Below are 21910 nucleotides of genomic sequence, written 5' to 3'. Positions count from 1 at the left end.
TAAATTATTTTAACTGAAATACAAAAAGCATTCCAAATGTATTACTATAATATGTAGGCTTAAATTGTAATTTGTTACACTTACAACTTCGTGCATGTATTATAATTTATTTCTATATTTTTAATTAATTATTTAAATAAGAAAATCCGTAATCATTAAGTTCTTTTATATTTATATATCCTAATAAGTAATATAATGTGATTGATTATTTAGAAGTTCCTTTTTATTAACTTCATCCACACTTTTCAATCTTTCTAAGATCATTTTATATTTACATATGTCACAGCAGGAGTTCACCTAAGTTTAACTGTATTGACTAAAAAATTAATTGGGGTTGTATTAAGTTATTCCCTTCAAAATTCATGTTTAGATTGAATTAATCATATCAATCGCTCTTATAAAAATTACTTATTACTTCGGAAATGAAGAAGGTATTATTACTATAAACTTTTATTTAAGATTTAGTATAGCAGTATTTCCAACGTGGCTTTTAACTAATTATGAATCTAAGAAAGTATTAGATTAAATAAAGTTAATCTTCTCTCTTTATTCCATTTTTATTAAAATCCACTGGAGGTGAATTATCATCTGGAATAATGGGGGTCAACTCATAATTCTTTTCAAGGGTAATTTTTTTATTGAATAACTTATCAATTAATTCACTCAAGGTATCAAAGTCAACAGAATACGACATTCCTAAACCTTGTTCAAAAATTTGATCTTCTCCAATAAATTGAATATCTGCTTGACGATTAAAGAAATTCATACGTAGTGTTCCATCTTCATTTATAAGCCACTGGACTTCAATATCTCCAGCAATTGCAGTTTCGCTTACTCCACCTACAGGAACACCTACTTTTCCATTAATTAGTATACGTTCATTAATTTGCGTCTGCAATGTAATCCCTACTCTATCTGATGTTTCTGCATTAGGTAATCTACTTCCTTGTGAGTAATCTAACCCTACGCTAAATTTTCCATCCTCATCTGCAAAAAGTTGATTTACAAGCCCGCTTACACGGTCTGCTAAAGTTCCAGCAAATGCATTTGTTCCTTGAAACTCATCATTTACAAAAGAGCCTGTTGCAATTACAAATAATGCTTGCTTTTGTCTATCCTCTTCATTCTGTAATTTAAATTCTAATTCGCTTAAAACAGTTGCACCCGTTCTTGGAAATTCAATCCTAAAATTTAGATTAGGTTGAATAATTTCCCCTGTTAAGTCAATGATGACATCTACAGGGATATTCCTATTAAATGTAGGGTTATCTAGTAATACTGATGGATTAGCATCTGTGCTGTATTTTGCGCTAATATCTAGCCTCGCACGCTCTGGTTGTCCATCCCAATTTATATTTCCGCCAGGAACTACTGCAATTTTCTTTTGAATAATGCCGCTGTATCTAAAATCGTATAACCCTTCAATCACAGTAAACTCTCCCCACATATTAAATTTACCTTTAGTATCTAGTCGAATTAACAATGTACCTGCTCCCCTACCTTTTAGTGTAGAGTTATTTACTTTATCTACAACTACTTCTACTTCGGCTTTATCGTTTATATCAAGGTCAAAATTAATGGAGAGTCCTTTAACTTCCTCAGTAATAATTTTTTCTCCACTAATACGTGCTTGTTTTTCTTCGGGAGATAAAAATTTTATAAAACTATCATCACCTATAGACTGTGTATCACTAAGTGGTATTTTAAAACTTGTTCCTTTTTCGGTTGTGGCAAATACATCTATTGAAAGTTCATCGATGGGACCTGCTATTTCTGCACTACCGCTAATAAATGCTGTACCATAATATAATTCATCTTCGTCTGGTGGTGTATCTAATACTAGTAAACGTTCTGGTGCTTCAATATTGAGGTCTAATGACCAGTTACTAAAATTATTATGTGTAGCATTTCCGAAGAAAATACCTTTTGTTTTATATTTAGTATCTGTAATATCTGTGCGGTCAATTTCTAATTTATTTTTTGTTAACACTACTTGGGTGCTGTTGTCTAAATCAAAATCTGTGTTTAAGTATGGGATGAGCAAACCAGCTTCACGTAAATTTAATCGCCCCGAGATATTAGGCTCTTTGTAATTTCCGTCAACCTTTGCAGAACCAGATGCAAGCCCACGTATATTACTCACTACATCTGCACCAAAAGGGCTAAATGCCTGCATATTAAAGTCATTAAGGCGAATGTCTAAGTCAATTTGGGGGTTCTTTTTTGCCACATCAATACTACCCACAGCATTAATAGATTTTACATCGTTATTTATCAATGATGTATTGATGTTATATCGAGTAAGATCTTCATTTCCTTCAACAGCTAATGTAAGGTCACCAAATTCAATATCATTGATGTTAATTGCATCTATTGTAATATTTGCATCTGGATAATAGGCGCCATTTTCCTGTAAAAAATCTAGCGAACCATTCATTGTACCATTAAGTCGTAAACTATCTACTGGGGGAACGAGATTTCCAATATTTACATTTTTAAAACTCGCCTTAAGATTTTTATAGGTAGAATCTCGTAAACGACCACCTAATGAGATGCGCTCCTCGTTATGATTTAGCATTAAGCTATCTATTTGAACCTGCTTAAAATTATCGTCGAACGATACTTTATTTAAATCATTGTTCTCCTCATTAATATACCACACATTACCTTTATAATCAATACTACTTTTTTTAATACCGACTACAGATTTACCCTGTGGATTAATTGTGTGAAATAATGAGAGATCAAAAATATCTTGCTTTTCTTTTCCTCCTTTAAATTCTGATCGAATATAAAGTGTATCATTAAGTGTTTTGTTTATTAAGCTGAAATCTATTGCGTTATAGAAACCAGTGTAAATTGAATCTATTGATACATATGTATTGAAAAGAGGATTATCGTTATCAACTTGAACGTTAACCTTCCCTAAATAATAATCAAGAACTATAATTTCAGGCGATTTAAAATCTAATTCAAATTTAGAGTCATCTGAAGATACAGACCCTTTTAATCTTGAGTTTTCTCCTAATTGTAACTGAGGAACAAAAACTTCTATTATCTTATTATATACTGTAAACTCATAATCAATATATTGATTAGTAGTGACTTCTTGCGGGATGTAATTTGCATACACATTACCTATTCCATTTATAAATAAATTAGGGATATCTTCTAATAAAAATTGTCCAGAAATTTTACCATCTACAATATCTGGAGAGTTTACTTCAATAATTCTTTCTTCCTCTTTAAAAGAGGAAATTATTTTAAAGTCATCAAAATAAAAATCATCATCTTCATTTTGGTAAAATGTTTCTTTAAAATTTATGGTTCCAACTACATTGTCAATGTTAGTTCCGTCCATATCCATAATAACCTTTCCCGCAAATACAGAGATACTATCTCGTTTAATAAGGTTTAATTTATTAAGCTCTGCAAAAGTTACATTTGCCTCAAAGTCATATTGATTAAAATCTTTTGAAACATCAATTAATCCTTTAAACTCGAGTTTTAAATTGGGGTCATTTATTACTAGATCTCCATTAAATAATGGATCTTTTAATTTACCGGAGACCGAAATGTTTTGATAATTATACTTTTCAAATTCAAAAGAGCTTATTGTTCCTTCAATTTTAGTATCAACCGAAGCTTGTGTAAAACCTCGACCGTCAAATTTAACATCTGCAGTAATATTACCAAGGGAAGTTGTACCTGCAAGTTTTCCTAAATTAAACGTATTTAAAACAAGCTTACCTTTATAATCTGCAAGATTAGTTTCGCTATAATTATTAATAACTAATTTTGCTTTTGCATTACCTAAATCACTTGTAAAGGTTCCATCAGTATCAAGTTTGATACTATTTATTTTTGTATTACCATTATAGTTAAATACACCAAGATCATTTAATTGTTCTGGTAAAACGGGACCCAAAATATTTGGCAAAAATCTTCTCAGATCATAATAGCTCGTTCTTACACGATGGTTTTTCATATCAATATTAAAAGCATTACTACCCTTTAATAAATTTTTAAATGAAAAATCACCTGAGAGTCTTGTATTACTAGTGCTTAAGTTTGCATTTGTATAAGAAAAGTCATTAAGTGTTCCGTTAATTTTACCTTGAAAATCTATTTTTTGATTTTTACCAAATTCATCATAAAATGATTTTAAATCATTTGTTGAAATTACAGAAGGTTCAAAATCTCCATCAAGAATTACAGTATTTTCAAAATCTGAAAATCCATTTTCATAGGCCATTGAAATTGTTCCAGTTAATTTTGAATCTTCTGTCTCTAAAACCAAATCTTTAAGCGTCATTTTAGTAAGACCGTAAGAAAAATCTGTTTTCAAATTTTCAATTTTAAATCCTCTTGCAGCAATAAGAGATAGGGATTCAATATCTGCAAAAACTTTAGGACCTATTACTTTAAAATCTGAAGCCTCTGTATTAAGATTAGTCAAACTAAACACATCAGGATTAGATAGATTTTCATTTATAATCTTTACATGACTATCTGCTATAACTACATTATTACTAAAAAGTTTAAATACGGCTGTACTCTCTGTAGTGCTATCATTAAATTTATTTGCAAAAACTGTAAGATTGTCACTGTCTTCATCTTTGTAATTTTTAACATATAATTTAGCTCTTGTAAGGTTAATATTTCCGAAGCCAAGATCACCATAAATCAAATTACGAAAGCTTAAAACATTAGTTTGTAGTTGTTCTGCAAAAATAAGGGTATCTTGGTGATGGTCTGCAATATAAATGTCGCGTGCATCCACTTCTCCACGCCAATTTAAGCCTATTCTATCAACGTGAATATCAGTGCCGTATGTTTCATTAAGGCCGTCTGTAACTTTCTCTGCTATACGGGTTTGCACGGCCGGTATAGACAAAATAATAACCAATAGTAGTAGTAGTAATGCGATGATTACAAAAGTGCGAACTATTATTTTTCTTAATTTTTTGATACGCTTTTAAAGTTATAATTTTACAACCAATAAATGTGCCTTTATAAAAAATGAATAGCGAAAATACATACATATTAGGTATTGAGTCCTCATGCGATGATACCGCAGCGGCTATAATACACAACGGCGTAATATTAAGCAATGTTGTCGCTACTCAAAAAATACATGAAGAGTACGGTGGTGTTGTCCCCGAACTCGCTTCTAGAGCGCATCAACAAAACATCGTGCCTGTTGTTGATTTAGCTTTAAAAAAGGCAAATATCGACAAAAAACAACTAAGCGCAATAGCATTTACAAGGGGTCCTGGATTGATGGGTTCTTTACTCGTAGGCACCTCATTTGCAAAGTCTTTAGCATATGGATTGGATATTCCTTTAATTGATGTAAATCACATGCAAGCACACATTTTAGCTCATTTTATAAAAGCTGATGGTCAACAAACCCCTAATTTTCCTTTTTTAGCGTTAACAATAAGTGGTGGGCATACCCAAATTGTTAAAGTAACGAGCCATTTCAAAATGGAAGTAATTGGTCAAACAATTGATGACGCTATAGGTGAAGCATTTGATAAAAGCGCTAAAATTTTAGGTCTTACTTATCCTGGAGGGCCTTTAGTAGATACATATGCGCAACAAGGCGATCCTAAACGTTTTAAATTTCCGAAGCCAAAAGTAAAACCAATGGATTTTAGTTTTAGTGGTTTAAAAACAGCTGTTTTGTATTTTGTGGAAAAGCAAACTGCTGAAAATCCTAATTTTGTTAAGGAAAATATGGCAGATATTTGTGCTAGTTTACAATTTACAATAGTTAGTTATGTTATTGACAAATTAAAAAATGCCGTAAAACATACTGGTATTAATGAGATTGCTATAGGAGGCGGAGTTTCAGCAAATAGTGGAATTAGAACTGCATTAAAAGAAAGCGAGCAAAAATATGGTTGGACAACTCATATTCCTAGATTTGAATTTTGTACAGATAATGCTGCAATGATTGCTATTGTAGGTGAACTAAAATTAAAAGCGGGTCTTATTGCTGATAATAGTGTTATTGCGGCAGCCCGATTAAAATTTTAAATATTTAACTTATGCAACTTTTTTACAATTCTACACTAACACCTTCGAGCTCACAAATTATATTTGAAAAAGATGAAAGTCGTCATATTATAAAAGTATTGCGTAAACAAGTGGGTGATATTCTAGACTTAACAGATGGCTACGGAAATTTCTACAAGGCGACCCTTGAGAGTTCAAATCCAAAACAGTGTATTGCACATATAAAAGGTGTAGAGGCACAACCAAAACCTGAGTATAATTTACATCTAGCTGTTGCTCCTACTAAGTTAAACGACCGTTACGAATGGTTTTTAGAAAAAGCTACCGAAATAGGAATTACACAGATAACACCCATCATATGCGATCATAGTGAACGCAAAGTAATTAAACCAGAACGTTATGAAAAGATAATTCAAAGCGCAGCAAAACAATCATTAAAAGCTTATTTCCCTATTTTAAATGATGCAGTTAGTTTTAAAGAATTTATTTGTACTGCTTCGGAAATAGAAACGCACCGTTATATTGCCCATTGTGAAGATGCAAAAAAACAATCATTAAAGTCTGTATTAAAATTTCAGAAAGATATTACTATATTGATTGGACCCGAAGGTGATTTTTCAACTTCTGAAATAGAATTTGCACTCAAAAATAATTTTGATGCAATACACTTAGGCAAAAATAGATTAAGGACTGAAACGGCTGCCATTGTTGCTTGTCATAGTGTATCATATCACTTTGTCTGATAAATTTACTTTTAAACGAAAACAGATAAATATATATCCCTCATTAATAAATAATTAGACAATTACAGTGTTTGTGTAAGAATTTTCTCTAAATTGCAACATATTTTATTTTATTAACTATAAACACGTATTATTTTGGATTTACTTTTACAAAAAAAGAAAATCTCCTCACAACCAAAGAATGTTACTGCTAGGGTTACTTCTAACCAGCAATTAACTTCATTGGGTATTCAACACATCAATAAATTGATTAATGAAATACAAATCGATATTGATGTTGTCACTTTTGAAAATTCACTTAAAGAAGATTGGATGAATTTTACAGACAGAACGGCTAGTATCATGAATAGAAAAACATTTCTATAATAAAGCCATCACTTATCTCCCCCATTTATTATTTTTGAGTTCTATGAAGATTCTCAAAAAAATTTTAATTCTTATTAGTTTAACTCCTGCTATATTATTTAGTCAGGACATTGCTGTCTTACAATATGGTGGTGGCGGTGACTGGTATAGTAATCCTACTGCATTGCCTAACCTTGTGGATTTTTGCAATTCTCAAATTGATACAAACTTAGATAATAAAACTAAAACTGTAACACCAGGGAGTATTGATATTTTTGATTACCCACTTCTTCATATGACGGGTCATGGAAATGTATTTTTTACACAAGAAGAGACAGAAAATTTAAGAGATTATTTAATGAGTGGAGGTTTTTTACATATAGATGATAATTATGGTATGGATCAATACTTGAGAAAAGAAATTACCAAGTTATTTCCTAATCAAGAATTAAAAGAACTTCCTGGTAATCACCCTATTTTCTCGTACCACTTTAAATTCCCTGATGGACTCCCTAAAATTCATGAACACGACAACTCACGACCACAAGCTTTTGGAGTCGAAATAAATGGTAGACTTGTTATTTTATACTCTTTTGAAAGTGACCTTGGTGATGGTTGGGAAAATCCAGAAATACACAATGACCCTGAGGCCGTGAGGTTAAAGGCTCTTAGAATGGGAGCAAATATTATAAAATATGCCTTTGAAAATTAATTTTTAATTAATGGCTACTCAATTATCTCACGAAGAAACTATTTTTACTGCAAATGTCCCAAATATTATACTTGTTTGTGACAATGTCAATAGTCCCGCAAATATAGGTTCTCTGTTTAGAGCTTGTGACGCTTTAGGAATTAATCAAATATACTTTTGTGGTACTACTGTTGATCTTGGATCTTCAAGGTTGAAAAGAACAGCTCGCAGTACAGAAAATAATATTTCATTTAAAGATGGCTTAAGTATAATTAATCTATTAGAAACTTTTAATAAAAAAGAACATTCAATTATTGCATTAGAATTAACTACTCAAAGCATACCTTTAGAGACGTTTAAAATTGATAAAACAAAAACTACTATACTCATCATAGGTAATGAAAAAAATGGTATTTCTATAGATGCTTTAAGGTTTGCAAAAACCAGCTTACATATTGAAATGCAGGGTAAAAATAGTAGTATGAATGTAATTCAAGCTACATCTATTGCACTCTTTGCCTTAACAAAATTTTGATAGTTTCGACATCACAATTTGCTATATTTACAACGTGAAGCCAAAAATCATAGCCCTTGGAATTATTAAAGCACTTGCCATCGTTGCAGGTGTTATTTTATTGCTATGGTTTCTTTACAAAATTCAAGTTATATTTTTATATATAGGAGTAGCCGCTGTTATTTCGTTGATAGGAAGACCTATTATACTTTTCTTAAAGAATAAGCTAAACTTTAAAAACAACTTTGCTGCTTTTATAACACTATTGATGGTTATTTCTGTAATTATTGGCTTGTTATGGATATTTGTACCAATTATTATTGAAGAGAGCCAAGCAATCTCTGAAATTGATTTTGAAGGCGTAAAAACTGATTTAAATGAGCTTAATATTCAAGCTAGTGACTATTTGGGTGTTGAACAAATTGATATTGTTGAAGCAATTAAAAGAACCGAATACGTAAAAAACTTTGATACAGAAGTTGTTCCTAGCTTTATCGACATCTTCTTTGGTAACGTTGGAAGTGCTATTATAGGTTTTTTCTCTGTAATATTCATTTCATTTTTTTTGCTTAAAGATGAATCCATGGTTATACATACTGTCACAGTATTTGCAAGAGAAGAAAATGAAAAAAGATTTGTTCTAGTATTTAATAAAACAAAAGAGTTACTCTCAAGGTACTTTATAGGCTTAACATTTCAAATTCTTATTTTAACTATTTTTTACTCTGTTTTACTATTATTCTTTAAAATAGAGAATGTACTCGCAATCGCAGTAATTTGTGCTTTTCTAAATATTGTACCCTATTTAGGTCCGCTTATAGGGTATGTGGTAATGGTTTTAGTCATAACATCAAATAACCTAGGTGCAGATTTTTCATCACAACTACTGCCGCTCTTAATTTATCTAACTATAGGATATGGTATAGCACAACTCTTTGATAATTTTATTTCACAACCCGTTATATTTGGTAAAAGCGTACGATCACATCCATTAGAAATTTTCTTAGCCATACTCATTGGTGGATTTATATTTGGAGTTGCAGGAATGATACTGGCGGTGCCCACATATACCGTTATAAAAGTAGTATCAAAAGAGTTCTTTTCAGAATATAAAATTGTAAAAAGACTCACCCAAAATTTATAAAAATTGGATAACCCTTTACTTAATAAAGAGGTGCAAAAATTCATTTTCAATTATGAAGGTGATTCTACAAAACTAGCGTTTAGCGGTAGCCCTTTTTCTGAAATTTCAACAAAGCAATTAATTACACAGATTGAAAGTAGAAAGAAAGCAGAAAAAAAACTTCCCATTTGGCATTCAACCGAAGGTATCCTCTACCCTCCTAAATTAAACCTTGAACAAACATCATCACAAGTTACTGCAGCTTATAAATCAAGATTAGTAACCGGCGAAACACTTGCAGATTTTACTGGAGGTTATGGAGTAGATTGTTTATTTTTTTCTAAAGTTTTTAAAACTGTTACACATTTTGAAATTAATGAATCTCTTTCTCAAATTGTGAATCATAATTATAAAAAGTTAAAAAAACATAATATTAAATGTATTACAGGAAATGCATTTGATCATCTTCAATCTTTAAAATTTGATGTTGTTTATATTGACCCATCACGCCGCCATGACACTAAAGGAAAAGTATTTTTTTTAAAAGATTGTTTGCCAAATATTCCTAAAAATTTAAATGTATTATTCCAGCATACAGATACTATATTAATCAAAACCTCTCCCATGCTAGATATTTCGGTGGGACTTTCTGAATTAGATTTTGTAAAAGAAATTCATATAGTTGCAGTTGAAAATGAAGTGAAGGAATTGTTATGGCTGATTAATAAAAAAACTTTCGAAGCCTTAAAAATTAAAACAATAAACATTTCTGATAAGGGCAATGAAACATTCTCATTTTTATGGGAAGACAAAAAGGATAATACGTATACATTTCCGAAGAAATATCTCTACGAACCTAATGCTGCAATTATGAAAAGTGGAGCATTCAATTTGTTACCTAGTAGATTTAAAGTGGAAAAATTAGAAAAACACACACACCTTTATACAAGTGAAGAATTACAAATTTTTCCTGGTCGTAGCTTTAAAATTAAACAAATTATTAATTACAATAAAAAAGAAATGCGTAATGGTATTACTTTTGATAAAGCAAATATAACCACCCGTAATTTCCCTGAAAGTGTTGCAACACTTAGGAAAAAGTGGAAATTGAAAGATGGGGGGAATCATTATCTATTTTTTACTACGGTTGCTAAAAACCAAAAAATACTTTTAATTTGCGCAAAAATCTAACTATGAAAGTTATAGTACAATTATTATTTTTTACCCTTGCATTTACTACATTTTCACAATCAAACACAAAAATTTGTGATTATAAAATTAACATGGAAACAGAAGAAGAAATTTTTAAACTGACCCAAGAGTCTCTTGCCGAATTTATGGTAGGAAATGGTCAAACTGTTTTTATGTATTTCTCTTTGATGAAGCAAGGAAATATCAAATCTTTTGTGCTACATACATCACTAAATGCAGTTGAGATGCCACCTATAATTTGTTATAATGATAAAAGTAGAGTTACGTTTCAATTAGAAAGTGGTGAATTTGTTTCTGCTCCATATTTAGGAGAAGAAACGTGTGGTAGACAATCAAAGGGAGAGGAATCATTAAATAATATGACTAGTGAAGGTTCTTTTTATCTTGACGATGTGAGTATTAAGCGTTTGTCAAATTCACCTTTAAATACAATGCGCATAACAACTATGAATACTAATTTTGACGTCAATTTCAAGAAAGTGATTAGCAATGAACAAATTGCTAAACCTATATATCCTAGAGAATTTTTTGTTGAAAACTTAAGCTGTATAGAATAGTTTAACTTGTTTTATTTAATTTTTTTAGGCATTATTTTTTCTCATTGTTATTAGCGGTGTAATGCTATAAGAGGAGTGCTTTGTAAAGGTCCCAAGTTTGTAATCTTTGAATGTGTAATACCACAAATTCTCCAAAAATCTGGTTTTTTGTCAATTAAACAAATTACATAATCAGAATGACAGTTTGCAAAATCTTTTAATTCATTTGCCGTTTCTATATATTCTACTACAATAGGTGTGTTTGAGAACATCTCAATTTGAAATCTAACACGGTTTTGATGTAATTTTTGCAACGAAGTCATTTTATCCCTTGATGCTAGAGTAACTATTCTTATAAGTCCCCTTGCAGTTTTTACTAACTCATACCAATTTTCTAATTCTGTTTTGGGTAATTCCTCCTCAAAATTTGATACTAAAACAAACTCTGGGTTTTCATGTATTTTTGCTGATGAGGGTATTATCATTATAGGACACTCTCGTATATTTTCGATAATACGTTTTGTGTTTCTGCTATATTTTTCAGTCGAAATATTATTTGCTTTTCCAGCAAGTATTACTATATCAATATCAATTTCTTCAATTACACTTTTAACACCCTCAATTAAATTGTTACACTTAGATATTGCACTAAAACGGTGGTCTTTACCTCTATTATTAATTGTAAATTTTTTAATAATTGAGCCTAGGTTTTTTTCAGATTGATGCTTTGGTTTTTCAAACCAATCATCATCAGCTTGAAGTAAATGTATAGCGTTAAGACCATCAATGTCTAGCTTAAAGCAATTAATAAAATAAAAATGACATTTCTCATGCTTAAAAAAATTTATGGCATAATCAATAGCTTCATAACAGTTAACTTTAAAGTCTAATGGGATTAAAATCTTTTTCATCTTATTAATTTTTTATCTGAGTTCATATGTAGATATTTTGTGATATATCCTTTTCTTCAATTGAGTAAATTCAATAATAAATATTGAATGGACTGTTCTCTTTTTCTCGTGCTCTTTTGCTCTTATTACGTTATATTCATTTTTCCCGTATTGATATTCAATATTTAATTCTTTTTCATATTTACAGAGAGTTCCTACTAATAATGTGTTTTTTCTACGCAAACTTTGAATTTCTGTTGAAATATTATTGTCCTTAATAAGGTTGCTCTCAATTTTTTTTAAATAATCTATCTCTGTATTGATGCCTAATAATGTATTAATCCATTGACTCAATTCTATTAAGTCCTTTTTAATACAAAGTCTTCTATGAGCATTTATATTATCAGATAATTTTATTTCCAAAATATTTTTATTTATGTTTTTTTAAGTAACGTAAACTTTCCTTGAACTTTACTAAAAAAATCATCCTTTAATCTTCTATATTTATCTAAATGATACAAATAACTTCTTCTATAGCTCTCATGTTCAGTAATATAAACCATATCGCATTGAGTATCTTCACATTCTATTATGTCTCCTCTGGAGTTTCGGTATTTTTGAAGAGCATTTAATAAACTGTCATTCTCATCATCTTTTTTACTAAACTTTTGACTTAACTCTTTTCCACAAAAACCTATTAAATTTGAAAGTTCTTTCTTAATGTATTCTAGATGATTTATCCAGTTTTCTAATTCTATTGAATTGATCTTGTGAGTTACATCAACATCAGCGTCGTGATTATATATTTCTTTTTGCAAAATTTTCATGATTTATATAATATTTAAAATGGTAATTCAATTTTTGTATTTTCGGTTTGTACCACTGTGACTATTTTTAGCTCTTGTTTACCAGAAGGAAAATCCCACTCAATTATATCTCCCTCAGCATATCCAAAAAGTGCTGCGCCTATAGGTGTTAAAATAGATATTTTGTCTAGTAAGGCATTTTTATTTGATGGTATGACTAATTGAATTGTTTTTTCCCAACCATCTTCAGAATAGACCATAACCTTACTATTAAAACGAATTATATCTTTAGGAAGATCTTCTTCGTTTACTATTTGAGCACTTTTTAACTCATCACTTAATCTCTGCAATGATTTCTGAGTTTCAAAATCTTCAGCATATCCAGAAATATTTAATATGCGTTTTAAATAAACATATTCTTTTTTTTCTAGTATTAAACTTCCGTATTTCATCTTTTCGATTTTAAATGTTTTAATTATGGGAAAATTCCTCTTTGTATATATGCTTTTTCTATTCTTTTAATGGCAATACAGTATGCAGCTGTTCTTAAATCCATGCTTTCTCTATTAGAATACTCAAATACTTTATTAAATGACTCAAGTATTTTTTTGTCTAATTTTGCTATCACTTCATCAAGTTGCCATAATTCTCCATTTCGATTTTGTAACCATTCAAAATAGCTCCCTACTACTCCACCAGAGTTACAGAGAATATCTGGAATAATTGTTACACCTCTTTCTAAAAGAATTTTTTCCCCTTCAACATTTGTTGGCCCATTTGCGCCTTCAGCAATTAATTTTGCTTTGATTAATGAGGCATTTTCCTTTGTAATTTGATTTCCTAATGCGGCAGGAATACATATGTCACATTCAGATGTAAAAAACTTTTCATTGTCTAAATCAAATGATTCTGGGAATCCTGTAACACCGCCATTATTTATTTTTGTATAGTTAAATAGATCTTCAACTTTAATACCGTTACTATTTCTTATACTACCTGAAGCATCTTGTACAGCTACTAATTTTGCTCCCTCTTTTTCTAAAAAATGAGATGCCCAATACCCTACATTTCCAAAGCCTTGAACAATAAATTTTTTGTTTTCTAATTTTTCATTGTTACGTTCACACCAAAATTTAATTGTTAGAAAAACGCCATATCCTGTTGCTCTATCACGCCCCTCAAGACCTCCACTTCCATCTGGTTTTCCAGTTACAACGTGTTGATTAGCTGTACGCTCTGCTGGCGGTCTAGTACTCATATAAGTATCTGCCATCCATGCCATTGTCTGGCTATTTGTATTAACATCTGGTGCAGGAATATCATGTTCTGGCCCTATGTTATCTGCAAGCGCAAACGTAAATCTACGAGTAATGCGTTCTAATTCTCCATGTGAGTATTTTGAGGGATCTAATTGAATTCCTCCTTTTCCACCACCATAAGGCAATCCAGCTAAAGATGTTTTCCAAGTCATCCACATTGCAAGTGCTCTTGCGGCATCAATATCAACTGTAGGATGGTAACGTAAACCTCCTTTGTAAGGTCCTAATGCATTATTATGCTGTACTCTATAGCCTGTGAAAATCTCTACATCTCCATTATCCATTTTTACTGGAAAATGGACAACAATTTCATTATTTGTTATACTTAATATTTTTCTAATGTTAGGATGAAGTTCAATATAATCTGCAGCACTGTTAAATTGCTCCATTACATTATCCATCATCCCTTTAACTTTTGCCTTTTTACTTTGTTTATTTAATGTTACTGTCGTCATAATTTTAACCGCTAAAGGGTAATTTAAATTCTAATTATTTGAAAAGTCTATTAGTGATATTTCTTTCGTTATATCTTTCTGTTATATACTTACTTCTACGTTTCTTAACTTCAGTTTTTTGTTGAGAATTCGTATTTAATATTGATTGTAGATACATTTTTATTTATTTTAGATTGAGTTTCATAAAGCCCTTATTTTATTAGTAATACATTAAAGACATTGAATACTGTATTATTTTTAATTATGCCATCGCCATTTCTGGTTCGGTTTGTTTTTTAACTACTGGTGTTGATTCAGTTTTAAATATTTCTGACCCTTCTTCGTATTCACTGCATGACCATACTTTATTTTTTTGCATGGTAAGTACACACGTATCTTTATAGATGCAAGAGGGACAAATGTTTACTTGGTTTAATTTCATAGTACATAGTTATTATTTTATGTACCTAAAGGCAATCTATATGCCAATGGCGGTGCCAGAAATATGCAGAATCAACGAAACCCTACTATATAAGGGTTTATAGTAGTATATCTTAAATATTAATAAAGTAACAACTGGGGCATAATTACCCAGTTGGGAGAAAAAGTACCGTAATTAGATAAATTTAGTCATTAAGTTTTTGTCTAATTGTTTTACGGTCAATACCTAAAATTTCGGCAGCTTTAGTTTTATTATTATTCGTGAAGTTGAGTACTTTTTGAATATGTTTTTTTTCTACTTCTTTAAGGGTAAGAAGTTGATTATCTGGAAAATCAATTGTAAATTTTAATAAACTTGGTAAATGCGTTACACCAATAATTTTATCACACATAATCACAGAACGCTGTATTACATTTTCTAATTCTCTAATATTTCCAGGCCAATCATAGCGTTGTAAAATAGCAGAAGCTTCTGTACTTATTTTTATAAATCTATCTTTGTATTCTATCCCGTATTTAAACAAAAATTTTTCAACTAATAAAGGAATATCTTCTTTCCTTTCTCTCAAAGGAGCAACATCAATTTCAACAACAGTGAGACGGTAATAAAGATCTTCTCTAAAACCCTCCTTTTTAATCATTTCTCTCAAATCACTATTTGTAGCCGCAATAATACGAACATCAATTTTTTCAGCTTTTTGAGCTCCTACTTTAACAACTTCTTTTTCTTGAAGCACACGTAATAATCTAGATTGTACAGCTGTTGATGCATTACCTATCTCATCTAAAAAAATAGTGCCTCCATTTGCAGCTTGAAAAAATCCATCACGATTTTTTTCGGCACCTGTAAAGGCACCTTTAGTATAACCAAATAACTCAGATTCTAATAAATTTTCTGGAATACCTCCACAATTTACAGCAATAAAAGGTGCTCTAGAAAATTTACCCTCATAGTGTATAGCGCGCGCTACAAGTTCTTTTCCTGTTCCACTTTCTCCTTTAATAAATATAGTTGCCTTGTTATTCTTAACACGTTCGATTATTTGAATAACATCATTTATTTTTTCTGAAACCCCAATAATCTCTCCGTAAGGTTTATTCTTTACTTCGGAAATATTAATCTCATTACTACTTTTTGGTTTTTCAATATTACCTAACGATTTATCGATTGCTTGTTTTAATTCATCTTTAGTAAAAGGTTTTGTCAAATAAGCTACAACACCAGATTTTATGGCCTTTAATGAATCTTGAACAGATGGATAACCTGTCACTACGAGTTTAGGTAAATTAGGGTAATTTTCTTCAACAAATTTAATGAGCTCTGAGCCATCAATCTCTGGCATTTTTAAATCTGTAATTAATAAATCAATTTTTGTATCACGTAAAATTTGTACAGCTTCTTTAACAGAAACTGCCTTATATGTATGATAATTCCAAGACTGCAAGTGTCGTTGTAATAACTCTAAAATATTGATATCATCATCAACAATTAATATGTTTTCTTGTTTAAGTTGCATCTTATGTTTTAAAAATTAAGATTTGGGAAGCATAACCTTAAAGGTAGCACCTCTATTTAAATTATTTTTTGCTGATATTTTTCCTCTATGACTAGCTACAATACCGTGGACAACACTAAGCCCTAGTCCAGAACCATCACCCGTGGGTTTGGTGGTAAAAAAAGGCTCAAACACCTTCTCAATTGCATCTTCAGAAAGGCCTTTACCTTCATCCGAAATTTTTAAAATTATTTCATTTTCATTCTCTTTAACCTCTATTGTAATAAGCCCATTTTCTGGAGAAAAATAAATTGCATTGATTATAAGGTTAAAAATAATTTGAGTTAATTGAATAGTATCTGCCTTTAATAAAATTTCTTCTTTTTTAACATTAAAAATATATCTTACTTGCGCTTTTTTAAAAGACGCATCTAGTAATGTCAATGCATTTTTTATACTTGAAACTAAATTTACTTGTTGCATTTCTTGTGGCATTTCACAAGCAAAAAACATCAACTTCTTTACTACTTCGCGTGAGAATATTGCATTTTTAATAATTTTATCTAAATCATCTGCTACAGCTTTTTCCATCTTAAAGTCGTTCTTAAGCAACTCTGCAAAACCAAGTATATTTGCTAGCGGCGTATTTAACTCATGAGCAATACCTGCTGTAATTTCTCCAAGGATAGACAATCTATCTGCTCGTTCCATTTGTCTTTTAAGAGACATTTCGTTTTGTTGAATCTCAATACGCTCTAAAAGATTTCCTATTTTTAAAGCAACGCTATCTAGTAATTGTTTTTCTTCTTTTAAAAACGAACTTTTATCATCGCTTAAAAAAGCAATAACAAATCCATTTTTTTTATTGAAGACTAAAATTTCAGATTTAATATTTATCGTCTCATCAATAGGCTTTGTTTCTATTGAGCATATAGTTGTTTTGATAGCAAAATTTGTTTGCTTCGGAAACTGAAAACCTTTTTTTAAGCTAAAGGCTATGGCTTTTAAAGTTTCTTCTATTTGATCTATTTCTGCATTAACGATTATTGAAGATATTTCATAAAGACAGGTAAGTTCTTTAATTCGTTCTTTTAGATTGTCTTCAGTTGTAGCCATATTTTAAATGAAATTAAAATTTCCGAAGAAAATGATTGATGATAAATTTGATAATATAAATTTAAAGATTGTTTACAAAGTTAGGGCTATGTTACAAAAGTTTCTTTAAATATAGGAAAGAGAGTTTTATGGTCTCTCTCATTATTATTATTTTAATCAATGATTTATTTATAAAGCAAATATAATTCCTGAAGATTGCAAAAGAATAAAAACGTAGGTATAAACTATTATTTATTAAAAACAAAAAAATCCCCTATATAGGAGATTTTCTTGTGAGCCCGACAGGATTCGAACCTGTGACCGCCTCCTTAGAAGGGAGGTGCTCTATCCAGCTGAGCTACGAGCCCGTAACTCTTAAAATTATTTTACAATGATTGACAAAATGATTTCTCATAATTATAACCATCCGTCTAATAGGTGGGATATTCTATTTAGCTAGCTACAAGCCTTGTAGCACAAAAAAAAAGTCGGGGTGGCAGGATTCGAACCTGCGGCCTCCACGTCCCAAACGTGGCGCGATAACCGGGCTACGCTACACCCCGTGACTTATCTTTTTTAACTAATAGTATGTCAATGAAACTGAAAAGCATTGTTTTCAGCAATATTTGCGGAGAGACAGGGATTCGAACCCTGGGTACCCCTGTTGGGGTACGACGATTTAGCAAACCGCTCCTTTCGGCCACTCAGGCACCTCTCCAATACATTTAATGAACGCATCACTTAAATTGCGGTTGCAAATGTAAATTTTAAATAGCTTTCTTGCAACAGAAAATAAACATTTTTTTAAATGATTTTTATTGATTTAATAATCAATTATTTAGTCACACTTAAAAAGCTATAAATTATTCAGGATACTCAACTCTTAGGTGATAAATGTTATTTAATTTCTTTTTAAGTACTTTTTTTATGAGTTGAATCTCTTTAAGGGTAATGTTTGAATTTAAAAATTGCCCTTGCTCCATTTGTCCATCAATTATTTTTTCTACAAAATTATCAATTTTTGTTGATGTAGGTTCTTTTAAACTTTTACTTGCTGCCTCAACACTATCAGCCATCATTAAAATTGCAGTTTCCTTTGAAAAAGGTAATGGCCCTGGGTATTGAAAATCTTCCTTGTCAACATTACCATCTCTATCTAAAGCTGTTTTATAAAAGTAATATACAACACTGTTACCGTGATGTGTTCTTATAAAATCAATAATCCTATCTGGTAATTTATTTTTTCTAGCAATTTCAATACCATTAATTACATGACCTACAATAATTGAAGCACTTTCAATAGGGTCAAGTTCATTATGTGTATTTACACCATTAATTTGATTCTCTGTAAAATATGTGGGATTCGCCATCTTACCAATATCATGGTATAACGCTCCTACCCTTACCAACATTGAATTCGCGCCTATTTCTTGAGCAGCAGCTTCCGCAAGATTTGCTACATTTAAAGAGTGATGAAAAGTTCCTGGAGCTTTATTTGCTAGTTCTTTTAAAAGCTTAGAATTTGTATCACTCAATTCTAATAACGAAACATCACTTACTAAACCAAAAAGTTTTTCAAAAAAATAAATCAAAGGATGTACAAAGAGTGTAGCCAATCCTGATAGAACAAAATAACCAAATGTTTCAGGTTCTAATTCATTTATATTTCCTTCATGTATCAATACAAAAGCAAAATAGCCAATGACATAAATTAATGTTATTTGTCCTACAGAAATAAAGAGATTTGCTCTTTTGTATAGTTCTGAAACAGTCAAAATAGTTACAATCCCAGCTATAATTTGTAAAAACATATATTCAAAACTATTAGGTACAATAAAACCTAATAACAGTACAGTTAAAACATGTACAAATAATCCCACTCTTGGATCAAAAAATGCTTTTAGTATGAGAGGTAAAATACACAGTGGAACAACATATACGTATTTGGCATCAAGTTTTACAACTATTGTTGTAATTAATACCATTAAAAGTATGTTGAAAACTATGAATGTAACTTTTGTATTATTTTCATAAATATCTTTTCGGTATTTTTTTAAGAACAAAAACAACATTAATAGGACTAGCATAATTAACAATGCATATCCTACTAATAACCATAAATAATTAGATTTTGTCCATACCTGTGATTCGTATTCAGCTTTTAGAGATTCTAAAATTTGGTATTTATCACCTTCCACCACTTCCCCCTTTGCAACAATACGCCCTCCTTGTTCTATAATACCTCGATTAGGGTTAATGGCATCAATTTCGGCAATTACTGCAGCATCAGTTAATTTTTTATTTAATTCAATGTTAGGTTTTATAGCAATATCAATTACTGCTTTTAAAAGCAACTCATTTCTATTTTCTTCGGAAATTTTAGCTGATGGTAATGAAACTAATTTTTTTACATTGTCGGTTTTTACAATCTGATTATATGTAATTTCTGAAATTTCATTCCCATTTTTAAGGTAAACTAACTTGGTATCTTCGTAAGGAAAAATCTGATCTGTAACACCATGTCTGTATAAATCATCAATTATTTTAATTCCGGCACGTTTCAGCTTTGCTTGAGAAGTGGAATATAATGAATCAACGTATGTCTCTGTCAATAACCTATTAAAATCCTCTACTACTCCTTCCTTTACAGTAGTGTCATAATCAAAATAAGGTACTATATTGTTTTGAACTGTCTGCTTTTCTTCATTTAGAGTTTCGGCATCTTTTTTTATTGTAAAGCTAAACGGCGCATACAAATTTTCATACTGCCAAGGCTTTCCTTTCTGAAAATTGTATTTGAACTGACCTCCTTTTGGGAAAAAATATATTATTAAAAATGTAGACGCAACAAAAAGAAATATCTTGTAGATAATTGATTGATTTCTTGAAATTACGTTTAAAATATTTTTCATAAAAAGTAAAGGTATACATTACCGACGGTTTTTGCCAAAACCAGCACCCTTAAAAATTGATAAATTAGATAGATTATTGTAAATTCGCGAGCAATTATTCGACTATCGGATAACTAAAGTTTTACCCATTTTCAAAATAATATTATGAGCAAAAAAGTTGTAATTGTATCTGCAGTAAGAACACCAATAGGAAGTTTTATGGGGAGTCTTTCCTCTTTAAGTGCTACCACCTTAGGATCGGCGGCTATTAAAGGAGCCCTTGATAAAATTAATCTTGATCCAGCGATGGTACAAGAGGTTTACATGGGTAACGTAGTACAAGCTGGGGTAGGTCAAGCACCCGCTAGACAAGCTGCTTTAAGTGCTGGTATTCCAGATACTGTGCCTTGTACAACTGTTAATAAAGTATGTGCTTCTGGAATGAAAGCAGTAATGAATGCTGTTCAAGCAATTGCGCTTGGAGATGCAGATGTTGTTGTTGCTGGTGGTATGGAAAGTATGAGTAATATTCCTCATTACGTTTATATGAGAAATGGAGTAAAATTTGGTCCTTCTACCCTAATTGACGGTATGCAAAAAGATGGTCTCGTTGATGCGTATGACCATAATGCTATGGGAGTTTGTGCAGATTTGTGTGCAACAGAGCATAACTTTTCAAGAGAAGATCAAGATACTTTTGCTATAAAATCTTACGAGCGTTCTGCAAAAGCATGGAGCGAAGGTAAATTTACTAATGAAGTTATTCCAGTTGCAGTTCCACAACGACGTGGCGAAGCCATAATTGTTAGTGAAGACGAGGAATTTAAGAATGTAAAAATGGAAAAAATTCCGGCATTACGTGCTGCCTTTTCAAAGGATGGTACTGTTACTGCTGCAAACGCTTCTACTATTAATGATGGTGCTGGCGCTATGATTTTAATGAGTGAAGAAAAAGCAAAAGAACTTGGTCTTGAAATCTTAGCCACTGTTACAGGATATGCAGATGCTGCTCACGAGCCTAAATGGTTTACTACTGCTCCATCAAAAGCTTTGCCTAAAGCATTAGCAAAAGCTGGTGTTTCTCAAGACGATGTTGACTTTTTTGAATTTAATGAAGCTTTTGCAGTTGTTGGTCTTGCAAATATGAAAATTTTAGGATTAAACGATAGCAATGTAAATGTAAACGGTGGTGCTGTATCTTTAGGACATCCACTAGGGTGTAGTGGAGTTCGTATTTTAGTTACTCTACTTAATGTATTACAACAAAATGATGCCAAAATAGGTGCAGCGGCTATCTGTAATGGTGGTGGTGGTGCTAGTGCAATGGTTATTGAACGCGCATAATTTTTT

The 21910-nt window shown here is 31.0% G+C and carries 19 protein-coding genes and 3 tRNA genes; 9 read left to right on the top strand and 13 right to left on the bottom strand.

Translation table 11 applies throughout. From position 1 onward, the window contains the following. Positions 1 to 532: 532 nt before the first annotated feature. The gene (locus GB234_RS09095) at positions 533 to 4882 is read right to left on the bottom strand and encodes a translocation/assembly module TamB domain-containing protein (protein WP_235906101.1); all 4350 of its coding nucleotides are present in this window, start codon (positions 4880 to 4882) and stop codon (positions 533 to 535) included. A 140-nt stretch (positions 4883 to 5022) separates the two neighbouring features. Here GB234_RS09095 and tsaD point away from each other — a divergent pair, with 140 nt between their 5' ends. From tsaD to GB234_RS09055, 8 genes are all read left to right on the top strand, one after another. Then, positions 5023 to 6045: a tRNA (adenosine(37)-N6)-threonylcarbamoyltransferase complex transferase subunit TsaD gene (gene tsaD / locus GB234_RS09090; protein ID WP_151894245.1), complete on the top strand. Its 1023-nt coding sequence runs from the start codon at positions 5023 to 5025 to the stop codon at positions 6043 to 6045. Between the two features lie 11 nt (positions 6046 to 6056). Next, positions 6057 to 6767 (top strand): 16S rRNA (uracil(1498)-N(3))-methyltransferase, encoded by a 711-nt coding sequence (locus tag GB234_RS09085; protein ID WP_151894244.1) that lies wholly within the window; start codon positions 6057 to 6059, stop codon positions 6765 to 6767. Positions 6768 to 6902: 135 nt separating this feature from the next. Further along, positions 6903 to 7133, top strand: a complete 231-nt coding sequence (locus tag GB234_RS09080; protein ID WP_151894243.1) for a hypothetical protein — start codon at positions 6903 to 6905, stop codon at positions 7131 to 7133. Between the two features lie 43 nt (positions 7134 to 7176). Further along, positions 7177 to 7824 carry a DUF4159 domain-containing protein gene (locus GB234_RS09075; protein ID WP_151894242.1) on the top strand — a complete coding sequence of 216 codons (648 nt, stop codon included), beginning with the start codon at positions 7177 to 7179 and terminating at the stop codon, positions 7822 to 7824. A gap of 10 nt (positions 7825 to 7834) precedes the next feature. Next, a complete protein-coding gene (locus GB234_RS09070) occupies positions 7835 to 8338 on the top strand; it encodes a TrmH family RNA methyltransferase (protein WP_151894241.1) in 504 nt (167 codons plus the stop codon). Between the two features lie 34 nt (positions 8339 to 8372). After that, a complete protein-coding gene (locus GB234_RS09065) occupies positions 8373 to 9461 on the top strand; it encodes an AI-2E family transporter (RefSeq protein ID WP_151894240.1) in 1089 nt (362 codons plus the stop codon). Positions 9462 to 9464: 3 nt separating this feature from the next. Further along, positions 9465 to 10631, top strand: a complete 1167-nt coding sequence (locus GB234_RS09060; RefSeq protein WP_151894239.1) for a class I SAM-dependent methyltransferase — start codon at positions 9465 to 9467, stop codon at positions 10629 to 10631. Between the two features lie 2 nt (positions 10632 to 10633). Continuing rightward, the gene (locus tag GB234_RS09055; protein ID WP_151894238.1) at positions 10634 to 11209 is read left to right on the top strand and encodes a hypothetical protein; all 576 of its coding nucleotides are present in this window, start codon (positions 10634 to 10636) and stop codon (positions 11207 to 11209) included. Positions 11210 to 11259: 50 nt separating this feature from the next. Here GB234_RS09055 and GB234_RS09050 read toward each other — a convergent pair whose 3' ends face one another. The 12 genes from GB234_RS09050 to GB234_RS08995 form a co-directional block, all read right to left on the bottom strand. Next, positions 11260 to 12099, bottom strand: coding sequence for a putative universal stress family protein (locus tag GB234_RS09050; protein WP_151894237.1), 840 nt, complete (start codon positions 12097 to 12099; stop codon positions 11260 to 11262). A 12-nt stretch (positions 12100 to 12111) separates the two neighbouring features. Further along, positions 12112 to 12432: a hypothetical protein gene (locus GB234_RS09045; RefSeq protein WP_235906099.1), complete on the bottom strand. Its 321-nt coding sequence runs from the start codon at positions 12430 to 12432 to the stop codon at positions 12112 to 12114. A gap of 80 nt (positions 12433 to 12512) precedes the next feature. Next, positions 12513 to 12905, bottom strand: a complete 393-nt coding sequence (locus GB234_RS09040; protein ID WP_151894235.1) for a hypothetical protein — start codon at positions 12903 to 12905, stop codon at positions 12513 to 12515. 14 nt (positions 12906 to 12919) lie between these two features. Beyond that, positions 12920 to 13336 (bottom strand): GreA/GreB family elongation factor, encoded by a 417-nt coding sequence (locus GB234_RS09035; protein ID WP_151894234.1) that lies wholly within the window; start codon positions 13334 to 13336, stop codon positions 12920 to 12922. A 23-nt stretch (positions 13337 to 13359) separates the two neighbouring features. Beyond that, a complete protein-coding gene (locus GB234_RS09030; RefSeq protein ID WP_151894233.1) occupies positions 13360 to 14658 on the bottom strand; it encodes a Glu/Leu/Phe/Val family dehydrogenase in 1299 nt (432 codons plus the stop codon). A 241-nt stretch (positions 14659 to 14899) separates the two neighbouring features. After that, positions 14900 to 15079 carry a hypothetical protein gene (locus GB234_RS09025; RefSeq protein ID WP_151894232.1) on the bottom strand — a complete coding sequence of 60 codons (180 nt, stop codon included), beginning with the start codon at positions 15077 to 15079 and terminating at the stop codon, positions 14900 to 14902. Positions 15080 to 15263: 184 nt separating this feature from the next. After that, complete coding sequence (locus tag GB234_RS09020) at positions 15264 to 16595, bottom strand: sigma-54-dependent transcriptional regulator (protein WP_151894231.1); 1332 nt, start codon at positions 16593 to 16595, stop codon at positions 15264 to 15266. Positions 16596 to 16610: 15 nt separating this feature from the next. Continuing rightward, entirely contained in the window at positions 16611 to 17690 is a 1080-nt protein-coding gene (locus GB234_RS09015; protein WP_151894230.1) for a sensor histidine kinase, read from the bottom strand. A 273-nt stretch (positions 17691 to 17963) separates the two neighbouring features. Further along, a tRNA-Arg gene (locus GB234_RS09010) sits at positions 17964 to 18037 on the bottom strand. Between the two features lie 120 nt (positions 18038 to 18157). Further along, positions 18158 to 18232, bottom strand: a tRNA-Pro gene (locus tag GB234_RS09005). Positions 18233 to 18298: 66 nt separating this feature from the next. Further along, a tRNA-Ser gene (locus GB234_RS09000) sits at positions 18299 to 18387 on the bottom strand. Positions 18388 to 18532: 145 nt separating this feature from the next. Next, a complete protein-coding gene (locus tag GB234_RS08995; RefSeq protein WP_151894229.1) occupies positions 18533 to 20581 on the bottom strand; it encodes an HD family phosphohydrolase in 2049 nt (682 codons plus the stop codon). 144 nt (positions 20582 to 20725) lie between these two features. On the opposite strand from GB234_RS08995, the gene GB234_RS08990 reads away from it, so the two are divergent. After that, positions 20726 to 21904, top strand: a complete 1179-nt coding sequence (locus GB234_RS08990) for an acetyl-CoA C-acyltransferase (RefSeq protein ID WP_151894228.1) — start codon at positions 20726 to 20728, stop codon at positions 21902 to 21904. Positions 21905 to 21910: the final 6 nt, after the last annotated feature.

It is taken from the genome of Patiriisocius marinistellae, assembly GCF_009014635.1.
Classification (GTDB): domain Bacteria; phylum Bacteroidota; class Bacteroidia; order Flavobacteriales; family Flavobacteriaceae; genus Patiriisocius; species Patiriisocius marinistellae.
Note: the sequence above shows the minus strand (reverse complement) of the source record. Positions and strands in the feature narration are given on the sequence as shown.